Raw genomic sequence first — 23,479 nt, 5'->3', positions numbered from 1 at the left:
GTGATTATTTGCATCAGAGGCCAAATGCTCACCAAAGCAGGCTGTTTGGTGAGCAAAAGGTGTCAAAATAGTTGAGGGGTTGTATTTTTATTACGCTTTTGCGCAGTGCGGCGGCGTTACTGATCCAGCGTCAGGATCACTTTGGCTTCCTTGTCCTCTTCCTTGACCTGGCTGTCGAGCACGAACAGCCGCTCCGGGGTGATCCCCTGGCTGTCGACCAGAAACTCCTTGGTATTTTGCGCCCGGCGCATGGCGAGATTGCGCAGGGATTTGGCGGTGATGAGCTGCTGATCCCGCAGCAGGATCACCGCCTGGGCCCGCAGTGCCGCGCTCTCTTCATCCAGATGGAGCCGATCGGCCAGATCTTCCAGATCTTCACCAAAGCGCTCTTCATAGGCCTGGGCCAGCGCCTCTTGCAGGGCGGGGTCCTGTTCCAGCAGGTCGAGATCCGCCTGATTGCCAGTCAGTTTGGCCAGTACCCGCTCCAGCTTTTGCCGTTGCAGGATGGGGCGCTCCTCGTTGAAGTTAACCTTGCCGCGAATATTCATGCTGAGCTTGGGTCTATCTTTGAGGGCTTGCGCCAGCTTGACCAGTTTCTCCTGCTGGGTGGGGGTGAGATCGGGATCCCCCGGCAGGAAGGGGAGTTCGTCCAGATCGTCGGTGCCATCGGCCAGCGAGGCGAGCAGGGAGAAGGGGGAGGTGATCGCCTTGCTCAGGGTGTTGCCCAGCACATCCCAGAAGATATTGCCGATGCTGAAGTCCGGTTGATCGAGATCCCCCTTCACCTTGAGGTTCATCTGTATTACCCCGTTGGCATCGCTCAGCAGGGCGATGGCCAGCCCCAGCGGCAGATCTTTGGCTTGCTCACTCTTGATCTTCTCGCCCAGCTGCAGCTTCTTGATGGTGATGTCGTTATCCCCCTCCAGCCGGTTGCCCTCCAGCTTGTAGTGCAGCTTCATGGAGAGCTGGCCCTTGTCGATGGCATAACCGGCATAGGTGCCCGAGTAGGGGGTAAAGGTGGTGAGCTCCAGATTGTGGAAGGCCACCGCGATGTCGAGGAGCGGGTTGGCGACCAGCAGGTTGGTGCCGCCGCGGATGGTCACCGGCGCATAGCGATCCACCTTGCCGTTGAAAGCGAGATCGGAGCGTTGCCCCGGAATATTGCTGATATGACGGCTCTGGCCGCCCAGCGAGGCGATATCGGCCACGAAATCCTGACTCAGGCTGCGATCGGCAAAGCGCAGGTTGCCCTGCTCGGTACGCAACTGGTCGATGGTGAAGCGAAAGTCGGGGCCCTTGCTGCCAGTGCTCGTCTTGCTGCCTGCAGCCGCTTGAGTGCTGTTGGTCGCCGCCGGTTGTGGCAACAGCAGTTGTTGCAGGTTGGTGGTGCCATCCTCGTGGATTTCAATGCGGGCGAAGGGTTTGTGCAGGGCTATCTCCTTGATCCGCATCTGCTGGCTGATGCCGTCGTACGTCAGACCGGTGAGAGCCAGGGTGTTGAACTCCAGCAGCCGCTGATTGTCTGCCCGATCGACCACCTTGAGCCCGTTGACATCGAGCCCCCCTTGCAGGGTCAGCTTGCTGAGATCCCCCTGGGCGCTGGTGGCGAGATCAAGTCGGGTCTTGCTGCTCAGCAGCCCGTTTTGCACCTTGATGCGCACCAGATCGGCCAGATAGGGTTGCGCCAGCGTCAGGGGCAGCCCCTGCTGGTTGATGTCGCCGCTCAGGGCGAAAGGGGTCAGGGTCAGTTGGCCATCAAAGGTGAGGGGACTGCTCTGGTTGAAGTGGGTGGCCAGAGTCAGTTTACTCGGTTGCTCTCCCTTGCTACTCAGTGGCCCCAGCGCCAGCTTGAGGCCGGAGAACTGGCGTGCCAGCGGTTTGCCGCTGCTCGATTCGGTAAGGGTGAGATCGCCCTTGTCGATGGCGATCTGCCTGATCTGCCACTGCCAGGGTGTGTCTGCCGCGTGTTTCTTGCCGTTACCGGCTGCCTTTGCTTGTTGTGCCGACTTGGGATCCGCACTTTTGGCTACCTCGTTTGCGGCGTTGGCCCCTTTAACGGGTTTGGCGGGGGCCTGTGCAATGAGCAGATCCGCCAGATCCAGCTCTTGCTGTGCGTTGAGGGTGGCCTTGAGCAGGGGTTGTTGCAGGGTCACCTTACCGATCTGCAGCGATTGTTTCTGGCCATCGACCGCCAATTCGCTCAGGGCCAGCTGGCTGAAGCGGGCAAACTCGTCGCCCTTGCGTTTTTTAAGCTGCCAGTTATCCAGCGTCAGCTTGCCTTTTGACAATTGCCACTGCACTTCTTGCTTGCCCTCTTTGAGCTGGTATTCCACCTCTGCATTGGCGTGGCCCTTGGCCAGATCCAGCTTGAGGTAGGGGGCCCAGAGCGGGGCAAAGGGTTTAAGCTCGACCTGCTTGAGGCTCACCTTGCCCTGACCCATACCGCTCATCACATCGAGCTTGCCGTGAGCGGCGAGGCTGCTGTTGCCGTTGATGGCGGCGCTCAGCTGATAGGCGGTCGGATGGTTTGCCTCGGTGCGCAGGTTATCGAGCTTAAGGGTCACTTTTTCCAGATTGAGGGGCGGCAGCCAGCCGGGTTCGCTCTCCTTGCGCTGATCCTGATAGCGCACATGCCCGTCAGTGACAGCGATGCTGGCGATGTCAACCAGCAGCGGGGTGCTCGTTGTCTCGGGCTCCGGGGAGGGCGCAGGAGCGAGCAGGGTGGCCAGCGCATCGGTCAGATTGAGTCGAACGTCCCCTGTTTTGTCGGCCAGCCATTGCAGCAGCACCACGGGTTTGGTCAGGGTGACGGCGGAAAGCACGACCCCTTTCTGCTGCCAACTGGCTTGCAGGTCGGGGCTGATAAAGAGCTGCTCAAAACGGATGATGGGCTGCTGTTTGGCATCGAGCAGGGCAGTCTTGCCGAGGGTGAGAGAAGGGTTGCGCAGTCCTACGTCAATCTCCCCCAGCGTCAGCTGCAGACCGTAATGCTCGGCCAGCCAGCCGGGCAGATAGCGCTGGATCAGACGAGGGGTCTGCCATAGCAGCAGGATGATCAGGATAAGAAACAGCAGGAAAGCGTAGGCAAGGTAGCGCAGCAAGCGGGGCTTGGGGGACGCGGGCTCGGTGGTGTTCATTTGGTGCACTCCCATTTGGTTCCCGCCATGGTACAGAAAAGCTGGATAGTAATCATGGGGTTGCGTGCTGTTGTACGCCGTACTTTGTCCAAAGGCGATCCAGTTCACCCTTTTGTTGCAGCGCTGCCAGCCACTGTTCCAGCTGGGCAGGGGTAATGGGGGCCGCGGGGTGGAGAATGGCGCGGTGCTGATAATGCTGATCCCATTTTTGCGAGATCAGCAGCTGTTCAGCGGTGCCGGGATGGGCCAGCAGATACTGGTTAAGGTAAGAGACGTTGATAATGGCCACCTCACCGCGCCCTTTGAGCAGGGCTTGCAGGGCACTGATGTTGTCCTTGACCAGGGTGATATTGAGCTTGCGCTGCAGGTAGACGGGATCGGCATTGAACTGGCCGACGCCGTAGTGATAGCCGGTCACCCCGATAAGGTGGTGCTGGGAGGGATCATCGAAAAAGTGTTGATCCCGGCCCGTTTTCCGCAGTGCCACATAGACTTCGCCACCGCCGAGAAAGGGGGCTGTCATCTTCAACTTGTCGGTTTGCCAGCCCCATTTGCTGTCTTCAAACAGCATCAGCGAGAAGCGGCCCAGATCGAGCGCCTTGTAGCGATTGGCGGCCGAGGTGGGCACAAAGATAAATTTCACCTCCTGCTGGATCTCGTTGAGCTGGTCGATGAGATCCAGGGTCAGCCCTTCATAGTGGGAATCGGAGAGCTTGACCACGAAGGGGGCATAGGGGTAACCGCCAACCTTGATGAGGGGATGGCTCCAGCCAGACAGGCTGAACAAGAGCAGAAACCAGCACCAATATTTCATGGGATCCCCAGGGCAATAGCTTGTTCCCAGATTCGGTTAATCTGCGCCGCTTTTCAAGCTGTTAAGGGAATTAACACAGCGCTGTTCCGCCGCCTCCAGTTCGGTCATCACCATCTGGATATCTTCCAGTTGCTGGAGCAGGGCGCCGCGCTTTTCCTCGATCAGCTGGATCATGGAGTGGAGCTGGGTTTTGCTCGAGCGGTCGGTGTCATACATCTCGAACAGCTCGCGGATCTCGGCCAGGCTAAACCCCAGCCGTTTGCCGCGCAGGGTCAACTTGAGCCGGATCTTGTCCCGGTGGTTGTAGATGCGGGTTTGCCCCTCCCGCAGCGGGGTGAGCAGCCCTTCGTCCTCGTAATAGCGGATAGTGCGCGGCGTGACATCGAACTCGTGAGCCAATTCCGAAATGCTGTAGGTGATCTCCTTGCCGGGCAGGGAACGGGACATGGTCATGACTCCTGTGGGTGGGCGAGTGGCTGGCAGAGGCGGGCACGCAGCCGCTCGGCATTGGCGTGCAGGGCCTGACCGACTCGCGAGCCGTTGGGGCGACCAAGCTGCTCGCTGACCCACTGGCCGGTGGCCGCCAGTTTGTCGAGATCCACCCCCGTCGTCATGCCAAGGCCATGCAGCAGGTAGACCACCTCCTCTGACGCCACATTGCCAGAGGCGCCCGGTGCATAGGGGCAGCCGCCAAGGCCCGCCACCGAGCAGTCGATGGTGCGAATACCACGCTCCAGCGCGGGTAGCAGGTTGGCCAGACCCTGGCCGTAGGTGTCGTGAAAATGGACCGCGAGTCGCCCTGCCGGGATCTCGTGCAGCACCGCATCCAGCATGGGCGCCACCGTGCCCGGGGTGCCGACGCCGATGGTGTCTCCCAGCGAAATTTCGTGGCAGCCTAGATCCAGCAGTTGCTCGGCCATGGCGGCGACCCGTTTCGGGCGGGTCGGGCCATCGAACGGGCAGGCGATGACGGTGGAGAGGTAACCGCGCACCTTGATGCCGAGGCTGCGCGCCTCCTGCACCAGCGGGGCGAAGCGCACCAGCGACTCCTCCACGCTGATGCCGATATTGGCGCGAGTAAAACCGTCGGAGCAGGCGGTGAAGAGGCCAATCTCGTCGGCGCGGGCGGCGATGGCGGCCTGCAAGCCTTGCAGATTGGGCACCAGGGCGCCGTAACGGGTCGATCCCTTGCGCGGCAGTGCCTGAAAAAGTGCTGCGGAGTCCGCCATCTGCGGTACCTTTTTGGCAGAGACAAAGGCGCCCACCTCGATGCGCTGCAGGCCGCTGTCGGCCAGTCGCTGGATCAGCTCCAGCCGCTGGATCAGTGCCAGCGGGCTGGCTTCATTTTGCAGGCCATCTCGCGGCCCCATCTCCACCAGACTGACCCTGTCGTCACGGACGTCCTGTGATCGGTTCATGGGTGATCCTCCTGTATGGCTATCTCTTCGGCAAAGCGTACCAGCACGGCCCCCTGGCTCACCTGCTCGCCCTGCTTGCACTGCAGGGCCTCAATTACCCCGTCTCGCTCTGCGCGCAACTGGTGCTCCATCTTCATCGCTTCCAACACCAGCAGGGGTTGCCCCTTGCTGACCGTTTGGCCGGGTTCGACCAGCACGGCCACCACGATGCCGTGCATGGGGGCGATGGCGCCCTGCGCCTTATCGTTTACCTGATCATGGTGGTGACTGTGTTGCTGATCATCGGCCGTGAAGCGGATGCGCTGGCCCGCCAAGGTCATGATGAAGGTTGCCTCCGAGCCTGCGACCGTCTGAATGGGGATCTGCTGCCAGCAGCCCCCCTGTTGCAGCCGGATATGGTCATCGCCTTTTTGGTAGCAACAGGTCTCCCCTTGCCACCCAAACTGACCGTCATGATCGTGAAGGGTCAATACCCGGCGCTCATCACCGATGCGCACCGCTGCCGTCCAGCAGCGATCCGGCCCCAGCCGAAATCCGCAGGCTTGCTGCCAGGGGGAGTTGCCCGCAGGACGGCTCGCCAGCCAGAGGGTCGCCAGCGGCCAGGCGAACTCAGGAATGGGTTGTGGTTCGGTGGGGATGGGCCACTGGGTATGGTGGCCCATGGCCAAGACGTCAGGCTCTTCACACAGGCGCAGCAGCAGCGGGCCGTTGTGCACCAGCGGGCCAAGATCCAGCGCAGCAAGCGCATCGGCCAGTTGGGCGAACGCCTCGGCGCGGCTCTGGCCGTGGGCGATCAGCTTGGCGATCATGGGATCGTAATAGGGGCTGACCTCATCACCAGAGGTAACGCCGGTGTCGATGCGCACGCCAACGGGCCAGTGGAGCCAGTGGATGGGGCCGCTGGCGGGCAGAAAACCGGCCGCCACATCCTCGGCGTAGAGGCGCGCCTCCACAGCATGGCCGCGCAGCACCACCTCATCCTGGGTGAGTGGCAGCGGCTTGCCTTCGGCCACGGCCAGCTGCCAGGCCACCAGATCTTGCCCGGTCACCGCTTCGGTGACCGGATGTTCTACCTGCAGCCGGGTGTTCATCTCCATAAAGAAGAACTCCTCCCCGCACAGCAGGAACTCGATGGTGCCCGCCCCCTGATAGTGGATGGCTTTGGCAGCGGCCACGGCTGCATCCCCCATGGCGCGCCGCAGAGCCGGAGGAATATCGGGGGCGGGCGCCTCTTCGATCACCTTCTGATGGCGTCGCTGCAAGGAGCAGTCCCTGTCCCCCAGATAGATGGCGTTGCCGAGGCTATCGGCAAAGACCTGTACCTCCACGTGACGAGCATGGGGCAGATAGCGCTCCAGCAGTACCCGATCGTCGCCAAAGGCGGCCTTGGCCTCCCGTTTGACTGCCGCCAGCGACTCGTCAAAGTCAGCCAGCTGATCGACCCGGCGCATCCCCTTGCCACCGCCGCCACTGGAGGCCTTGATAAGCAGCGGGAAGCCAATCTGGCTCGCCTGATCGCGTAAAAAGTCTGGCCGCTGATCCGTACCGTGATAGCCGGGCAACACAGGTACACCGGCGGCCTGCATCAGCGCCTTGGCGCCCGATTTGTCGCCCATGGCGAGAATGGCGGCGCCGCTTGGACCGACAAAGCGCAGGCCGCGCTGTTCGCAGGCGGTGGCAAAATCGCTGTTTTCTGACAGAAAGCCGTAACCGGGATGGATAGCATCGGCGCGCGTCTCTTTGGCAATCTTCAGCACCTTGCCGGTGTCCAGATAGCTCTCTCTGGCTGGTGCGGGCCCCAGATGCCAGGCCTCATCGGCCAGACGGGTGTGCATGGCATGGGCGTCGGCATCGGAGTAGAGGGCGATGGTGTGGATGCCGAGGCGTTTCGCCGTCTTGATGATGCGCACGGCAATTTCGCCGCGATTAGCGATCAGCAGGCGTCTAATCGAAGTGTGATGAGTCATTTTGGCTCCCTGTTGTTCAAGGCGCACAAGTACGAAGCGTGTTGATCCGCACTCCGGTTATATTCGCCGTGGTTGGCGATCAGCAGACCATTAATCGGGGTGTGATGGGTCATGTCTCATCCTTGAAACGGGGGCGCCAGGCGGGAGGGCGTTTGTCGAAGAAGGCTTGCATCCCCTCCTGAGCTTCGAGACCGACCCGCACCCGGGCGATAGTCTCGACGGTTTTCTCTTCATGCAGGCGGGAAGGGTGGGCCTCTATGGCCGCCAGCAGCCGTTTGGTCTCTTTCATCGCCTCCGGCCCGTTGCGGCACAGACGCAGGGCTTGCGCCCGCCCCTCCGCCAGCAGCTGATCCGGTTTGCAGAGTTGATGCGCCACATTGAGCCGACAGGCGGTGATGGCATCGAACGGCTCGGCACTGAGCATGTAGCGGCGCGCCTGACGCATCCCCATGGTGCGTACCACGTAGGGGCTGATCACCGCAGGCACCAGGCCCAGGCTCACCTCGGAGAGACAGAAGCGGGCATCGTCGCTGGCCAGCACCAGATCGCAGGCACAGATCAGCCCCAGCGCTCCGCCATAGGCTGCCCCTTGCACCAGCGCCAGCGTGGGGAAGGGGAGCTCGTCGAGGGTCTGCATCAGCCGCGCCAGTACTCGGGCGTCTTCGCGATTGTGCTCGAAATCGGTGTGGGCCAGATTGCGCATCCAGTTGAGATCGGCGCCCGCGCAAAAGTGTTTGCCCTCGGCCCGCAGCAGCAGGGCGTGAGGGCGTTCGGCGAGATCATGACCATGGAGATGGGCCAGATCATCGAGGCAGTCGAGCAGCCCCAGCATCAGGTCGGCATCAAAGGCGTTGTGGCGGGCCGGGCGCGACAGCACCAGCTCGGCCAGCGGGCCATGCCGTTCAAGCCGAAACGGGCCCTGTGTTGAAGAGCCAAGTGCTGAGGAAGTGAGTGGATCTGACATAGGTTTGCTCCTTACATCCGGAAGATGCCGTACTGCTCGGGTTCAATGCGGGCACCCTGACAGGCGGCCAGTGCCAGCGCCAGCACGGTGCGGCTCTGGGCCGGGTCGATGACGCCATCATCCCAGAGGCGGGCGCTGGCGTAGTAGGGGTGACCCTGGCGCTCATACTGCTCGATCACCGGGGCGCGGATGGTGGCCGCTTCCTGCTCGCTCAAGTACTTGCCCTCGGCAGCCAGTTTGTCCCGACGCACCTGCACCAGCACCCCGGCAGCCTGCTCGCCTCCCATGACAGAGATGCGGCTGTTGGGCCAGCTAAAGATAAAATCGGGTTCATAGGCGCGGCCGCACATACCGTAGTTGCCGGCACCAAAGCTGCCGCCGACGATGATCGTTACCTTGGGCACCCGGCTGCAAGCCACGGCGGTGACCAGTTTGGCGCCGTGTTTGGCGATCCCCTCTTTTTCTGCGCTACTCCCCACCATAAAGCCGGTGATGTTCTGCAAAAAGATCAGCGGGATAACGCGCCGGTTACAGAGCTGGATAAAGTGGGCGCCCTTCTGGGCACTGTCGCTGTGCAGCACACCGTTGTTGGCGAGGATCCCCACCTCCATGCCGCAAATGCGGGCAAAGCCGGTCACCAGGGTGGTGCCGAACAGCGCCTTGAATTCGTCAAAGTCAGAGCCATCCACCAGTCGGGCAATCAGCTCGCGCGCGTCGTAAGGGCGTTTGAGGCTGGTGCCCACCAGGCCGTAGAGATCCTCTATGGGGTAGCAGGGGGGCTCGTAGCCGGGGCTGCTCTCTACCGGCTCGTTCCCCAGGTGGGTCACCAGCATGCGGGCGATGGCAAGTGCATGGGCATCGTCACAGGCCATATGATCCGCCACCCCCGAGTGGGCGCAGTGCACCTCGGCGCCGCCCAGGGCCTCGGCACTGATCTCCTCACCGGTGGCAGCCTTGACCAGCGGTGGGCCCGCCAGAAAGATGGTGGCCTGTTCTCTGACCATGATCGACTCGTCCGCCATGGCGGGGACGTAGGCACCCCCGGCGGTACAGAGCCCCATTACGACCGCCAGCTGCGGAATGTTCTGGGCCGACATGCGGGCCTGGTTGTAGAAGATGCGACCAAAGTGATCCCGGTCGGGGAACACCTCATCCTGCATCGGCAGAAAGGCGCCGCCGGAATCCACCAGATAGAGGCAGGGGAGGCGCAGCCGCTCGGCGATGGCCTGGGCGCGCAGGTGTTTTTTTACCGTGAGCGGGTAGTAGGTGCCGCCTTTCACGGTGGCGTCGTTCACCACCAGCATGCAGAGTCTGCCCGAGACCCGGCCGATGCCGGTGATGATGCCGGCGGCGGGCACCGGCTCGTCATAGACCTGCCAGCCAGCCAGCGCCGACAGTTCGAGAAACGGGGAGCCCGGGTCCAGCAGCTGATTGATGCGCTCGCGGGGCAGCAGCTTGCCGCGGGCCTGATGGCGGGCGTTGTTGGCCGCGCCACCCCCTTGCGCGATCTCGGCAATGCGGGCATGGAGATCGTCGACCTGCCCCTGCATGGCGGCCCGATTGGCCGCATATTCCGGACTCGCCGTGTCGAGACGGGAGTGGATACGACTCATGGGTTATCCCCCATCAGCTCGCGACCGATCAGCCAGCGGCGGATCTCCGAGGTGCCGGCACCGATCTCGTAGAGCTTGGCGTCCCGCAGCAGCCGGCCGGTGGGGTATTCGTTGATGTAGCCGTTGCCGCCGAGCAGCTGGATGGCATCGAGCGCCATCTGGGTGGCGTTTTCTGCGGCAAACAGGATGGCGGCGGCGCAATCCTTGCGGCTGGTGCGGCCCTGATCGCAGGCGCTCGCCACCGAGTAGACCAGTGCCCGGCTGCTGGCGAGGTGGGTATACATGTCGGCGAGCTTGCCCTGCACCAGCTGGAACTCGCCGATGGCCTGGCCGAACTGCTTGCGCTCGCGCACATAGGGCAGCACCACGTCCATGCAGGCCTGCATGATGCCAAGGGGGCCCGCCGCCAGTACTACCCGCTCGTAATCGAGCCCGCTCATCAGAACCTTGACCCCGCCGTGCAAGGTGCCCAGCAGGTTTTCCTGCGGCACCTGACAGTTGTCGAACACCAGCTCGCAGGTGCTGGAGCCGCGCATCCCCAGCTTGTCGAGCTTCTGGGCGGTAGTGAAACCGGGAGTGCCTGCCTCGACGATAAAGGCAGAAATCCCTTTGGGGCCAGCACTGGCATCTGTTTTGGCATAGATGACGAAGGTGTCGGCATCCGGGCCGTTGGTGATCCACATCTTGTTGCCATTGAGCACGAAGTGATCGCCCTCGCGTACGGCAGTCAGGCGCATGCTGACCACGTCGGATCCCGCGCCCGGCTCGCTCATGGCCAGCGCCCCCACATGCTCGCCGCTCACCAGCGCGGGCAGGTAGCGCGCTTTCTGCTCCGCCGAGCCGTGGCGGTGGATCTGGTTGATGCAGAGGTTGGAGTGGGCGCCGTAGGAGAGGCCGACCGAGGCACTGGCGCGGCTCACCTGCTCCATCACCAGCACGTGGGCCAGATAGCCGAGGTTCACCCCGTCATACTCCTCTGCCACTGTGATGCCGTGCAGCCCCAGCTCACCCATCCGGGGCCAGAGATCACGGGGGAAGGCGTTGCTCTGATCGATCTCGCTGGCGCGCGGGGCGATCACTTTCTGGCAGAAAGCCGCAACCTGTTCGGTCAGGGCATTCAGGGTCTCATCCATCTGCATCCATGCTCTCCTTGCGGATATGACAGTCGGGTAGGAAGGTTGGTTCGACCGGCTGACTCGGCGTTACGGCTGGCAGTGGTCGATCCATTTTTGTACTTCACTTCTGTCTTAAGTTTACGTTAGCGTAAACGTAAATCAATTGTTAATCTGTTGTGTGTCGATAGAGAGGTGGTCGTGAGAGTGTCATCAGCTACCACCACAACAGCGCCATAGTGGCAGATCCGAATGACCAGTGTTTGGGCGCCGCGTCATAAAGCACTAACTCAGGAAAATAAGCGCGGGGCAACAAGGGAGCGAACGACAAGATGGATTTTACCCTGACCGATGATCAACAGGCGTATGTGGAGGCGGCCGCCGCCTTTGCCGACGATGCGCTCAAACCCCATGCCGCGCGCTGGGATAAAGAACACGAGTTTCCGATCCCCACCATCAAGCAGGCGGCCGAACTCGGGTTTTGCGGTCTCTATACCCCGGAGCAGTTTGGCGGATTGGGGCTGCCTCGCCTCGATGCGAGCCTCATCTTCGAGCGCCTCGCCATGGGTTGCACTTCTACTACGGCGTATCTGACCATCCACAACATGGTGAGCTGGATGCTGGGCAGCTGGTTGCCCAGGGAGGTCGCCGAGCAGTGGGTGCCCAAACTGGCCAGCGGCGAGCTGCTGGGCTCCTATTGCCTTACCGAGCCGGGTGCGGGCTCCGATGCTGCGGCACTCAAGACCCGAGCAATTCGCGAGGGTGACAGCTATCTCATTGAGGGAACCAAGGTCTTTATCTCGGGGGCGGGCAGCACCGATGTGCTGGTGGTGATGGCCCGCACCGGTGGTGAAGGTGCGAAAGGGATCTCTGCCTTTATGGTACCGGCAGATACCCTCGGCGTGAGTTATGGCAAGGCAGAAGAGAAGCTGGGCTGGAACAGTCAGCCGACCCGGGAAGTGGCGTTTAACGGGGCGCGTATTCCCGCCAGCTACCGGCTGGGTGAAGAGGGGGAAGGGTTTAAATTCGCCATGCAGGCCCTCGATGGGGGGCGCATCAATATCGCCACCTGTTCGGTGGGCACCGCCCAGCAGGCGCTGGATGATGCGCTGGCCTATGTGCAGCAGCGTCAGCAATTTGGTCGCCCGATCAGCGAATTCCAGAGTGTGCAGTTTCGCCTGGCCGACATGGCGACCGAACTGGCGGCGGCTCGCCTGATGGTACGTCAGGCCGCCGACAAGCTGGATCGCGGGGCACCGGACAAGAGTGCCTGGTGTGCCATGGCCAAGCGTTTTGCCACCGATGTGGGTTATCGGGTCTGCGATGAGGCTCTGCAACTCTTTGGCGGCTATGGTTATATCCGCGAGTATCCGCTCGAGCGCTATCTGCGCGATACACGGGTACACCGCATTCTGGAGGGCACCAACGAGGTGATGCGACTCATCATCGCGCGTCGCCTGCTGGCCGACCCCGGCTTGTCGCTGGGTTAACCGGTGGTCGCAGCAAGGGTGTGTCTCCTGCCACCCGATTTGCGCCATGCCATGCCGGTTTCGGCTTTGTGAGCCAGCCACAGGTTGGTGTCATTCAAGCCTGTCATCATGGCTGCAGCTTCATCGACAAGGACAATGTTATGACAAGGATCAGACTCGAATATCATGGCCACGTTGCCTATATCACCCTCGACCATCCCCCTGCCAATACCTGGACCCTCGCCAGCCTGCAGGCTTTTTTGCAGATGATGGTGGAGCTCGACAGCCGCCCCGACGTGGTGGCGCTGGTGATCCGCGGCGCGGGCGACAAATTCTTCTGCGCCGGTGCTGACCTCAATATGTTTGTCGAGGGGGATCTCGAGCGGGCTCGTCAGGTGGTCGACGCCTTTGGCAAGGCCTTCGAGGCGCTGACCCGTTTTCACGGCGTCAGCATCGCCGCCATCAATGGCTATGCCATGGGAGGCGGGCTGGAAGTGGCGCTGGCCTGTGATATCCGCATCGCCGAGCAGCAGGCGCTGCTGGGACTACCGGAGGCATCGGTAGGCTTGCTCCCCTGTGCCGGTGGCACCCAGCGTCTGACCGAGCTGGTGGGGCCAGGCTGGGCCAAACGGATGATCCTCTGCGGCGAGAAGGTGAGTGCCTCGCTGGCCTACGAGATGGGGCTGGTGGAGGAGGTGGTGAAAACCGGTCAGGCATGGGAGGCGGCGCACCAGATGGCCCATCTGGTGGAGCGCCAGAGCCCGAGCGCCCTGCGCGCCTGCAAGACCCTGATCAATCAGGGCCGCAGCGGCCCTCGGGATGCGGCCCTGCCCCTTGAACAGGCGCTGTTTCTCGATCTTTTTACCGATGCCAACCAGCGTGAAGGGGTGGCCGCCTTTCTGGAGAAACGCTCACCACGCTGGCAATATGGCCCAACAGAATAAATCCATACGGAGCCGTTTATGAGTGAGCCGGTCAAGGTTAGCTGTTATCCCACCGAAGATGGTCATCAGATCGGGGTGTTGACCCTCGACAGCCCTGCGTCTCTCAACGCATTGAGCCTGCCGATGATCCAGATCCTGCAACAGACGCTGACCCGTTGGGAGCAGGATCCCGCCATCGTCTGTGTGCTGCTGCAGGGGGCGGGTGAGAAGGCGTTCTGTGCCGGTGGCGATATTCGCTCCTTCTATTACCGCAAGCAGGAGGCGAGCGAGGCGGAACTGTTTGGCTATGCCCGCGACTTTTTCGAGCAGGAGTACCGGCTCGACCACCACATCCACAGTTATCGCAAGCCCCTGATCTGCGTGGCGGACGGTATCTGCATGGGGGGCGGCATTGGCCTGTTTGCCGGAGCCGATTTTCGGGTGGTGACCGAAAGAAGCCTGTTCGCCATGCCGGAGGTGACCATCGGCCTCTACCCCGACGTGGGGGCAAGCTGGTTTTTAAGCCGGATGCCGGGGCGACTCGGGCTCTGGCTCGGTCTGACTGGCGCCCGCTTCAACGGGAGTGATGCCATCGGTCTTGGGCTGGCGGATCACGCCATCGCCAGTGGCGAGCGCAGTGCGCTGCTGTCACACCTCGCCGTACTCGACTGGACTGGCAGTGGTGATCCCCGTGAGCAGATCGATCTGCTGTTCAGAGGGTTACATGGTGAGGTGGCGGCCCGCTTGCCTGCGTCTGTGCTGTTACCCCATCAACAGAGGATCGATACCCTGCTGGCGGGGCGCACGTTGCAAGGGGTATTGGCGCGGCTGTTCGATGCCCAGTTCGATGAACATGAAGCTGTGCTCCAGCAGGCGCAGCAGATTTGCCGCACCGGCAGCCCCATCAGCCGCGCCATTTTGTGGCGCCAATATTGGCAGGCTCGCCGCAACTCCCTGGCCGAGGTATTTGCCGAGGAGCTGACCCTCTCGGTCAACTGCGTGCTCAAGGGCGATTTTGTGGAAGGGGTGCGAGCACTGCTGATCGACAAGGATAAAGATCCCCGCTGGCAGCAGCTACCACCGGAGGGGGAGTGGCTGGACGAGTTCTACCGCTGGCCGCAGGGGAGCAATCCGTTGGCCTGCAAGGAATAACAGGTTGGCAACCGGCGGACACCGCCATCAGCAACGCAAGGAGCAAGCGGGATGACAAGGATAGGATTTATCGGGCTCGGCAACATGGGGGGCCCCATGGCGGCCAATCTGGCCAAGGCCGGGCATACGGTGCAGGTATTTGATCTGGTTGCCGAAAACATTGATCGTGCCATTGCTGCTGGCTGCATCGCCGCGGGGGATGCCCGCGAGGCGCTGACCGGCTGCGAGGTGGTGATCAGCATGCTGCCTGCGGGGGAGCATGTGCGCGCCCTCTGGCAGGGCGAGAGCGCCGGTGAGCGAGGCGGGCAGGATCTGCTGGCTGCCCTGCCGGTTGGCGCACTGGTGATCGACTGCTCCACCATCGATGTCGATTCTGCCCGTCAGGTCGGGGAGGCGGCCCGCGCGCGTGGTTTGCGCTTTATCGACGCTCCCGTGTCGGGTGGTGTTAGCGGTGCTGCCGCCGGGACGCTCACCTTTATCGTCGGCGGCGATAGGGCGGATTTCGAGGCAGCAAAACCTCTGCTCGCCTGTATGGGGCAGAACCTGTTTCACGCCGGGGCGCTGGGGGCAGGGCAGATCGCCAAGATGTGCAACAATATGCTGCTTGCGATCCACATGGCGGGCACCGCCGAGGCGTTGGCCCTCGGGGTGAAGGAGGGGCTGGATCCCGCCGTGCTCTCCACCATCATGGGCAAGAGCTCGGGCAACAACTGGAGTCTGGAGCGCTACAACCCCTGGCCCGGGGTGATGGAGAATGTGCCCGCCGCCCGCAACTATCAGGGGGGCTTTATGACCCGCCTGATGGTGAAAGATTTGGGGCTGGCCATGGCGCTGGCCGAGCATGGCCACAGTGCGGTGCCCATGGGGGCGCTGGCGCGCAACCTGTTCAACCTGCATGCCGCCCAGGGGCAGGGGAGTCGGGATTTCTCCAGCATTGTCGAACTCTATCTGGATAAACAGGATCCCGCCTGACGGGCCACCTTTCTTCAAAGCATCTCCCCTCGACCTGCTACAAGGAGCATTGATGGATATCAAACAACGGGTTATCGCCATTACCGGCGCCGGACGAGGGTTGGGGCGCGCCATCGCTCTTGCCCTGGGCGCACAGGGGGCGACGCTGGCGCTGCTCGACATCAATCGAGCCGATCTGGAGGCGACCGCCGCCATGGTGCGCAGTCAGAATGATCAGTGCGATCAAGATAGCCAGTGCGAGCTGTTTGTCTGCAATGTGGCGAGCGAAGTCGAGGTTGAGTCGGTTTTTGCCGCCATCAAGGGGCGCTTTGGCGTGCTGCACGGCCTCATCAACTGCGCTGGCATTCTGCGCGACGGCATGCTGATCAAGGTGAAAGAGGGTGAGTTGGTGGAGAAGATGACGCTGGCCCAGTGGCAGAGCGTGATTGACGTCAACCTCACCGGAACCTTCCTCTGCGGTCGCGAAGGGGCGGCGCTGATGGCGCAAGGGGGGCAGGGGGGCGTTATCATCAACATCTCCTCCATCGCCCGCGCCGGCAATATCGGCCAGAGCAACTATGCCGCCAGCAAGGCGGGGGTTGCCTCGCTGGTGGTGACCTGGGCGCGGGAGCTGGCGCGCCACGGTATTCGGGTGATGGGGATCGCCCCCGGGGTGTTTGCCACCGACATGACGGCGGTGATGAAGCCGGAGGCGATGGCGCGGATGCAGCAGGCCATTCCGGTCGGCACCCTTGGCGAGGCGCAACAGCTGGCCGAGACGGTGAGCTTTATTTTTGCCAACGACTATCTGTCGGGACGGATGATAGAACTGGATGGCGGTTTGCGTTTATAGAGATTTACACCATGGGCCCCGGTGTTTTCACCGGGGCTTTTTTATGCAGATTATTTATACAGTAAGGGGCTGAATGGGGATGCATGGGGACCATGCGAGTCAGGTCACGTTGGCAGAAAAATGAGAAATATCAACGGGTCTTGGTTAATTTGAGCCAGCTCACAGGCCATATGGGTCAGTGCTGTAAAATTGCGCGCGGTCAAGGCGGTGCATGATTGACGGGACGAGGGATTGCGGTCGGAATAGTCATGCAATATAGTTGCCGCCTTTTTCACGGGGTCAGGATTTCTAGCCCCTCCCATATTGCGCGCAGTATGAATACGGACGCTCTGCCGCCGCCTAAATAAACAGGATTGAGATGGACAAGAAACTAGGGCTGGGCGCCCTCATTTCGCTGGTGATCGGCTCTATGGTCGGCGCCGGGGTCTTCAGTCTGCCACAAAACATTGCAGCGCATGCCAGTGCCGGGGCGGTCGCCCTGGGTTGGGCCATCACCGGCCTTGGCATGATCTGTCTCGCACTGGTTTACCAGAACCTCTCCATGCGCCGCCCTGATCTCGATGGTGGTATCTTCAGCTATGCCAAAGCCGGTTTCGGCGATTTCATTGGTTTCAACGCCGCCTGGGGTTACTGGCTCTGCCAACTGCTGGCCAACGTCTCCTACGCCATCGTGGTGTTCAGCGCCCTGAGCTACTTCTTCGATACGCCGGACAATGTCATCTTCGGCGATGGCAATACCCCGGTCGCCATCACTCTCGCGTCTATTCTGATCTGGTCGGTGCATGCGCTGGTGCTGCGCGGGGTGCAGGTCGCTGCACTGGTGAACATCGTCACCACCATCGCCAAGATGGTGCCGCTTATCGTCTTCTGCGTCGCGATCCTGCTGGCCTTCAACATGGATACCTTCACCCTGGATATCTGGGGCCAGAACAACATGGAGCTGGGCTCCGTGATGGATCAGGTCAAGTCCACCATGAAGGTGACCCTCTGGGTCTTTATCGGGATTGAAGGGGCCGTGGTGGTCTCCGCCCGTGCTCGTCATCGCAAGGATGTGGGCCGCGCTACCGTGCTGGCGCTGCTCGGCGCCCTGACGCTCTATGTGATGGTGACCCTGTTCTCGCTGGGGGTCATGAGTCAGCCACAACTGGCGGCGCTCAAGAACCCCTCAACCGCCATGATCCTCGAAGCCGTGGTCGGCCCCTGGGGGGCCTGGCTTATCAACATCGGTCTGGTAGTGTCGGTGATGGGCGCCTTGCTGAGCTGGACCGTGCTGGCAGCGGAAGTGCCTTACATCGCAGGCAAGACCGGCGTGTTCCCGGGCTGGTTTGCCAAGGAGAACAAGAACGGCTCGCCACAGGTGTCGCTGTGGTGCTCCACCTGTCTGGTGCAGACTTTCCTCATCATCATCTACTTCCAGAACAGCACCTATCTGGCGCTGGTCAACATCGCCACCTCGGCGGCGCTGGTGCCTTACGTCTTCTCGGGCGCTTATGGCCTGAAGCTGGCACTGAAAGGGGAGACCTATGAGGGTCAACCCCATCAGCGCAAGCGTGATCTGCTATTGGCCCTGCTGGCAACCGTCTACGGCTGTTGGCTGGTCTATGCTGCCGGTGCCGAGTACCTGCTGCTGGTGGCGCTGCTCTATAGCCCGGGCATCTTCATCTACTGGAAGGCGCGTCAGCATCACGGTCTGCGCGGCCTTAACCGGCTGGAGCAGGGAATGACGGCGGCCCTGCTCGGCTGTGCCGTACTGGCCTTCTACAAGGTGATGGACGGTACCATTCCACTGCACTAACCGGCACAATGAAGAGATGGCCCTCGCGCCATCTCTTTTTTTTCATGCTGATATTGATCTGTTATCTGGCCAGTTTGGCCATTTTCCGTTTAAGACAGGAATTTTTATGCTGTATATGGGTTACCTCCTGCTGGGGGCATTCGCCGGGATGCTGGCGGGACTGTTCGGGATCGGCGGCGGTCTCATCATTGTGCCCGTGCTGGTCATGACCTTTCACGCCCAGGGCGTCGACCCGGACATCATCACCCATCTGGCCCTCGGCACCTCGCTGCCCACCATGATCTTCACCGGTTTCAGCTCGCTGCGAGCCCATCAGGAGGCGGGCGCCGTCGACTGGGTGATGATCCGCCGACTCGGCGCCGGCATGCTGATCGGCGGTTGGCTTGGCGGCATGACTGCCAATCTGCTCAGTACCAGCACCCTCAATATCATCATCGGCTGTTTCGCCTGGAGCATGGCGTTGCAGATGGGGCTCAACCTCAAACCCAAGGCGGAGCGTCATATGCCAGGGCCGCTCGGCACAGGCATCGCCGGTACCCTTATCGGCTGGATGTCCGCGTTGTTTGGCATTGGCGGTGGCTCGCTCACCGTCCCTTACCTGAGCTGGAACTCGGTACCGATGCGCAATGCGGTGGCGGCCTCTGCGGCCTGCAGCATGCCCATCGCGTTGGCGGGCAGCCTGAGCTACCTCTATGCGGGTTGGGATCATGCCGATCTGCCCGAGTGGAGTGTTGGCTACATCTATCTGCCCGCCCTGCTGGGCATTGTGCTGACCAGTACCCAGTTCGCCCGCATTGGCGCCAAGCTGGCACACCGCCTGTCACCAAAACGCCTCAAGCAGGCATTTGCCCTGCTGATGCTGCTGGTGGGGGCGAAATTTATGCTGTTTAGCTGATTCATTCGGCAGATTGTTGAAAAATAAGGCAAACGATCTGTTGGAGGGTAGAAAGCCGTTGCATTGAACGCCCAGTTTGCCTATTCTCCTCGCCGGTGGTCCTATTGGTCCTCTCGCATTGATAACCCGTCGACCTGGTCAGGACCGGAAGGTAGCAGCCAAGGCGGGGGACTCGAGTGCCGGGATGTGGCTGGTAGGGCCACCACTTGTTTTTGGAAATCAATAAGTTAGCTTCCTAAAGCCCTTGGTCATCCACTTTGTGTGGACGACGAGGAGCTCATCGATGAATCTCTGGCTCAGTCCCCACGGCATCTGGTATTACCGGAAAGTCACCACGCTCCCCTGTGGTCGTCGTAAAGAGATCAAAAAATCCCTGCATACCCGAGACAAGCTGACGGCTCGTGCAGCTGTTGCGAAACTGCTTGCCTGCGTGCGTTCCAGACCCAAGCCCATTCAGTTGCCTGCAGACGTCAATGTTGCCCCACATGAGCAATCAGTAGCCCAGCCGATGACTCCGGCGGCCAAACCGCTTGCTCCGCTGTTGTCGGTCTTGAGTGACCGCTATCTGAAAGAGAAGGCCCTCTCCTGGGCACCGAAAGAGCTCAGCAACCAGAAGAACTACATCGGCTGCTTCATCAAGGCGCTGGGTGATAGACCGGCTGCTGACTATGCGAAAGCGGATGTGGTCAAGTTCAAGGAGGACCTGCTGAACTCCGGCAAGAGTCCGACCACCATCAACAAGTATCTGCAGAAGCTCTCTCTGCTGTTTAACTGGCTGGCTAACCATCAGGATGGGGTCATCAACCATTTCGCCGGATTGAAGCTACAGCGAGCCAAAGAGGTGAACTCACGAAGTGGGTACACAGCGGAAGAACGTCGCAAGTTTATCGGGTGGGCTAAGCAGCAAGAGCCCCACCGTAGGTGGATTGCTCTGCTGGGGCTGTTCACCGGGGCTCGTGCCAATGAGATCTGCCAGTTGTACGCAGATGATGTGCAGCAGGTTGACGGTATATGGTGCCTGAATATTCGCAGTGGACGGCCAGACCAGAAACTCAAGACGGCCAACAGTGCTCGTCTCGTTCCTATCCATCGACACCTCATCCAGAGCGGTTTCATCGAGTTTGTGAAGGAGAGGATAGGGGGACGCCTCTTCCCTGAACTGCCACATCGCCAGGATGGATACAGCCACCTGTGGGGGCAGTGGTTTAGTCGCCATCGCCCCGTCGACAAGGACTTCCACAGCCTGCGGCATACCGTGGGGACAACACTCAAAGGTCACGGAGTGCCATTGCAGTATGCGGCGGCGATCTTGGGCCACACCAACGGGGCGATCAGCTATGACCGATATGGAGGGGATGTCTCGCTGGAGAAGCTCAAAGAGGTGATAGAGGCGGCCCTTTCATCCTTTGCTGATGCCGGATAAAGGGAGGGATGGGTCTGCCGAGATGCTGAAATTTTGGCATTTTTAAGAACTTTTTCTACGAGATTTCATACAGGAAAAGTTCTATAAAATGCTGAAATTTCGGCAGATTGACTGCTTGGTTTGGGCCCTTTGCTTTTGTTGGCGGGGAAAGCAGGGAAATCAAAAACGGCAGAGGGGCCCGCAGGCCCCCCATTCGTTACACTGTGTAGTTAGCTCCTGTTTCCGGCTGCTCCCTACGGACTGAGACCGTCATGTCAGCCATCTCGCTATCGAGCAGGGTCAACCCGATGATGGTGTCCTTGCTGTTATAGCGGGGGATCAGATAGCCCTTTTCTAGCAGCTTCTTCTTGAGGGCCAGCTTCTTCATGGCCCATTCACCGTTCTGCTGTGCCCATCGGCTGTAGACCGCGTAGACCTCGCTCATGGGCACTTTGGCCCCTGCTCTGGCCTGGGTGCACTCTTCAAGGAAGCAGCCAACCATATCTGACTCGGCACGGTAGGTCTCGACATCCTGCTTGAGACGAGCAGGAATCGATGCCTTGAGCCTCTGCTCTTGCCACATCTGGCAGCCCTGGATGGCCCAGTTCAGAATGCCGGGCATCTCGGCCCGCAGCTTCTCCATCAGCATCGGGTCCAACTGTGCCTTCGTGAAGGAGGCATTGAAGGGCAACATCATCATCCGACGCCACATACCTGGGCTGGTATCCCGGATCTCCGGCTTGTGGTTGCCCACCATCACCAGTGAGAAGCGAGGACGAAACTCCATCTCGGTCTTGGCGTAGGGTGCCCGAGCGACGATGATGTCGTCTCCCGTCATAGCCTTCACCAGGTTCTCATCCATGCGAGACCCTTCCGGCAGCTCGTTGGCGACCACCAGGCGGGCATCCACCAGCTTGGTCAGGGACGGGTTTGGTCCTGTGTTGCCATTGCGGTTGAACAACAGGACGTTACTGCTGATCTGCCGGCTGAACTCCCCCAGCAACTGCTGGATGACGGACATGAAGGTACTCTTGCCGTTGCAGCCGCCCCCGTGGAGGAAGAACAACAACTGCTCGTCAGTCCGGCCAGTGATCCAGTAACCCACGCAACGTTGCAGGAAGGCGGCGTACTCGACATCCCCGCGGGTGATTTCGCTGATGAACTGCTCCCATCGTGGGCAAGTAGCTGCCGGGTCATATGCCACAGGGCTATGGTGGGTCATCATGAATGCCCGTCTCGGTGCCAACAGGCGACCCGACTTCAGGTCGATGACACCATTGGCCGTGCCCAACAGCATCGGGTTGGCGTTCAGCTCGTGCAGTCTTGCCGTCATCATCGGCTTGGCCAGCTCCAGCATGTTCTGAATGCCTGCTCGGTTAAGGCTGCTAGAACCGTGTCTGAGCACTGCATAGGCCCAAGACAGCTCCTCTTTCTTGCACGCCTGCTTGATCAACATCTGTCCGATTTCCTGGATCTCTTTGCCCACGGTTTGAGCAAGGATCATGGGCGTCAAGTCATTCTGGGTCCAGTGCGTACCATCGAAGTGGATGAAGCCACCTAACTCAGGGACGAACTTCAGGTTATGCCCGTGCATCTGCACGAACCGTTCGGCGTTGGCCGAATCGTTGAGCTCGTTTTCAAAGATGGCAGTACGTGGCATGACCTTGACGACTTCCGGCTGCTGATCATCGTCCTGAAAGGCTTCAGCTTCAGCTTCGGCCTCAGCCACAGGCTCAACCAGGGTGAATGCCGCCACCAGTTCGGTCAGAGGCAAGGGGTTGTCGCCATGCAGGTATTCGTCGATGTCCTTGACGCTATCCGGCAGCTTTACTTGGGTCAGTTTGAGACCGAGTTGGGCCACCTTTGAGCGGTACTTGTCGCCCGCGTCATCAGTGTCGAAGAAGGTGACAACATCACTGTCAGCCAGCTCACGCCCCAGCCACTCTAACTGTGTCTGTGACAGCGTGCCAATGGTAGCCAGCACAGGGCCCGGCCAACCTGTATCCACCAGCGACAGGCGGTCATTTTCCCCCTCTACCAGGGCAACAGGGCCGGTGGCATTCAGGCTCTCTTCTCCGTAGAACTGCACCCCGTTAAGCCAACAGGCGCTCGGCAGTTGGTACTGGTGCTGCTTGCTCGGGTCCTTGAAGGTGAAGCGGCTGACTTGTCCGTTGCGGTCGAAGTGCGGGAACACATAGACGCCACTCGGGAAGAAGTCGCGAAGCTGGTCAGGTGCATCCTTGCGAGGCTTGACCAGACCGGAGGCCAGCCGCTCCTCTTGGCTGAACCCTGCATCCTTCAGTGCCTTGTTCAGGCCACCGGAGAAGCCGATATCCAACCCCACCAACACCTCCTCAGAGTGGCCACGCCGCTCCATCAGTTCGTCTACATCCAGACGGGACTGATAGTGACTAGCTGCGAGATTGAAGAGTTCTTGCAGGCGAGCAGGTGGGGCCGTGTAGATCGGCTGCTCCAGCTTCACCACTTTGCGAACGGTCGGGGTGACTGCCAGTTCTCCCAGCAGGAGCAGACGAGCAGCATCAGATACCTTGTCGGCTTGACCGCACTTGACGATCAGATCGAACACGTCGCCTCTTTCCTCGCAACTGAAGCAGTGGAAGCTATCGTCGTCAGGGTAGAGGGTGAAGCAATCATTATGGCCGCACAGTGGGCAACTGGCATCATCCAGTCGATAGGTGTTGGAGCCGACTTTCTTGACGTCTTGCCCGGTCAGGGCCGAGGCGACATCCATAATGGGGAACTGCTCTTTGATGGCAGCAAAGTCGATAGTCAGGGAGTGGCCAGCATCGGCCAGGGCAAATTCAAGGTCAAATTGAGTGGATTGAGACATGGTGTCTCTCCTCTTAGAGGACCGCTGCTGTGGAACTAAAATTAGGTTGTGTGTGTTCCAAGCGGCGGTAATCAGGTCGGGTAACAGCGCCCCCCGTGGGCCTATGGCGTGAGCCAAGGTGCGATGTGCGGGGGCGTCTGCCCGCCGACAACCCCGACTATAC

General features: G+C 60.8%; 17 protein-coding genes and 1 other RNA gene. 9 read left to right on the top strand and 9 right to left on the bottom strand.

Annotated elements, in window-relative coordinates:
• Positions 1–116 precede the first annotated feature (116 nt).
• The 8 genes from PG888_RS05180 to PG888_RS05145 form a co-directional block, all read right to left on the bottom strand.
• Entirely contained in the window at positions 117–3,137 is a 3,021-nt protein-coding gene (locus PG888_RS05180; RefSeq protein ID WP_270692897.1) for a DUF748 domain-containing protein, read from the bottom strand.
• A gap of 52 nt (positions 3,138–3,189) precedes the next feature.
• Complete coding sequence (locus PG888_RS05175; protein ID WP_182939548.1) at positions 3,190–3,951, bottom strand: substrate-binding periplasmic protein; 762 nt, start codon at positions 3,949–3,951, stop codon at positions 3,190–3,192.
• Positions 3,952–3,987: 36 nt separating this feature from the next.
• Positions 3,988–4,398 carry a MerR family transcriptional regulator gene (locus PG888_RS05170; protein WP_075112978.1) on the bottom strand — a complete coding sequence of 137 codons (411 nt, stop codon included), beginning with the start codon at positions 4,396–4,398 and terminating at the stop codon, positions 3,988–3,990.
• 2 nt (positions 4,399–4,400) lie between these two features.
• The gene (locus tag PG888_RS05165; protein WP_182939549.1) at positions 4,401–5,369 is read right to left on the bottom strand and encodes a hydroxymethylglutaryl-CoA lyase; all 969 of its coding nucleotides are present in this window, start codon (positions 5,367–5,369) and stop codon (positions 4,401–4,403) included.
• Positions 5,366–7,336, bottom strand: a complete 1,971-nt coding sequence (locus tag PG888_RS05160; RefSeq protein ID WP_182939550.1) for an acetyl/propionyl/methylcrotonyl-CoA carboxylase subunit alpha — start codon at positions 7,334–7,336, stop codon at positions 5,366–5,368. Before PG888_RS05160 ends, PG888_RS05165 begins: the two co-directional genes overlap by 4 nt.
• Positions 7,337–7,445: 109 nt before the next feature.
• The gene (locus PG888_RS05155) at positions 7,446–8,300 is read right to left on the bottom strand and encodes an enoyl-CoA hydratase-related protein (protein ID WP_182939551.1); all 855 of its coding nucleotides are present in this window, start codon (positions 8,298–8,300) and stop codon (positions 7,446–7,448) included.
• 11 nt (positions 8,301–8,311) lie between these two features.
• Positions 8,312–9,913 (bottom strand): carboxyl transferase domain-containing protein, encoded by a 1,602-nt coding sequence (locus tag PG888_RS05150; protein WP_182939552.1) that lies wholly within the window; start codon positions 9,911–9,913, stop codon positions 8,312–8,314.
• Entirely contained in the window at positions 9,910–11,052 is a 1,143-nt protein-coding gene (locus PG888_RS05145; RefSeq protein ID WP_182939553.1) for an isovaleryl-CoA dehydrogenase, read from the bottom strand. Before PG888_RS05145 ends, PG888_RS05150 begins: the two co-directional genes overlap by 4 nt.
• A gap of 305 nt (positions 11,053–11,357) precedes the next feature.
• Here PG888_RS05145 and PG888_RS05140 point away from each other — a divergent pair, with 305 nt between their 5' ends.
• From PG888_RS05140 to PG888_RS05100, 9 genes are all read left to right on the top strand, one after another.
• Positions 11,358–12,515, top strand: coding sequence for an acyl-CoA dehydrogenase family protein (locus PG888_RS05140; RefSeq protein WP_182939554.1), 1,158 nt, complete (start codon positions 11,358–11,360; stop codon positions 12,513–12,515).
• A 140-nt stretch (positions 12,516–12,655) separates the two neighbouring features.
• On the top strand, positions 12,656–13,438 hold the full coding sequence (locus PG888_RS05135) for an enoyl-CoA hydratase (protein WP_042062702.1): 783 nt from the start codon (positions 12,656–12,658) through the stop codon (positions 13,436–13,438).
• A gap of 18 nt (positions 13,439–13,456) precedes the next feature.
• On the top strand, positions 13,457–14,569 hold the full coding sequence (locus tag PG888_RS05130; protein WP_182939555.1) for an enoyl-CoA hydratase/isomerase family protein: 1,113 nt from the start codon (positions 13,457–13,459) through the stop codon (positions 14,567–14,569).
• A 51-nt stretch (positions 14,570–14,620) separates the two neighbouring features.
• Complete coding sequence (gene mmsB / locus PG888_RS05125) at positions 14,621–15,541, top strand: 3-hydroxyisobutyrate dehydrogenase (RefSeq protein WP_182939556.1); 921 nt, start codon at positions 14,621–14,623, stop codon at positions 15,539–15,541.
• Between the two features lie 52 nt (positions 15,542–15,593).
• Positions 15,594–16,373, top strand: coding sequence for an SDR family oxidoreductase (locus tag PG888_RS05120; protein WP_182939557.1), 780 nt, complete (start codon positions 15,594–15,596; stop codon positions 16,371–16,373).
• Positions 16,374–16,731: 358 nt separating this feature from the next.
• The gene (arcD, locus tag PG888_RS05115) at positions 16,732–18,168 is read left to right on the top strand and encodes an arginine-ornithine antiporter (RefSeq protein WP_058051835.1); all 1,437 of its coding nucleotides are present in this window, start codon (positions 16,732–16,734) and stop codon (positions 18,166–18,168) included.
• A gap of 106 nt (positions 18,169–18,274) precedes the next feature.
• Positions 18,275–19,063 carry a sulfite exporter TauE/SafE family protein gene (locus tag PG888_RS05110; RefSeq protein ID WP_182939558.1) on the top strand — a complete coding sequence of 263 codons (789 nt, stop codon included), beginning with the start codon at positions 18,275–18,277 and terminating at the stop codon, positions 19,061–19,063.
• 102 nt (positions 19,064–19,165) lie between these two features.
• An RNA gene (gene ffs, locus PG888_RS05105) (signal recognition particle sRNA small type) lies at positions 19,166–19,262 on the top strand.
• Between the two features lie 84 nt (positions 19,263–19,346).
• On the top strand, positions 19,347–20,486 hold the full coding sequence (locus PG888_RS05100; RefSeq protein WP_128297116.1) for a site-specific integrase: 1,140 nt from the start codon (positions 19,347–19,349) through the stop codon (positions 20,484–20,486).
• 196 nt (positions 20,487–20,682) lie between these two features.
• On the opposite strand, the gene PG888_RS05095 is transcribed toward PG888_RS05100, so the two are convergent.
• On the bottom strand, positions 20,683–23,316 hold the full coding sequence (locus PG888_RS05095) for a phage/plasmid primase, P4 family (protein ID WP_270692901.1): 2,634 nt from the start codon (positions 23,314–23,316) through the stop codon (positions 20,683–20,685).
• Positions 23,317–23,479: the final 163 nt, after the last annotated feature.

This window comes from Aeromonas sp. QDB23, assembly GCF_027707745.1.
GTDB classification, from domain to species: domain Bacteria; phylum Pseudomonadota; class Gammaproteobacteria; order Enterobacterales; family Aeromonadaceae; genus Aeromonas; species Aeromonas allosaccharophila.
This window is presented reverse-complemented; position numbering and strand designations above follow the sequence as displayed.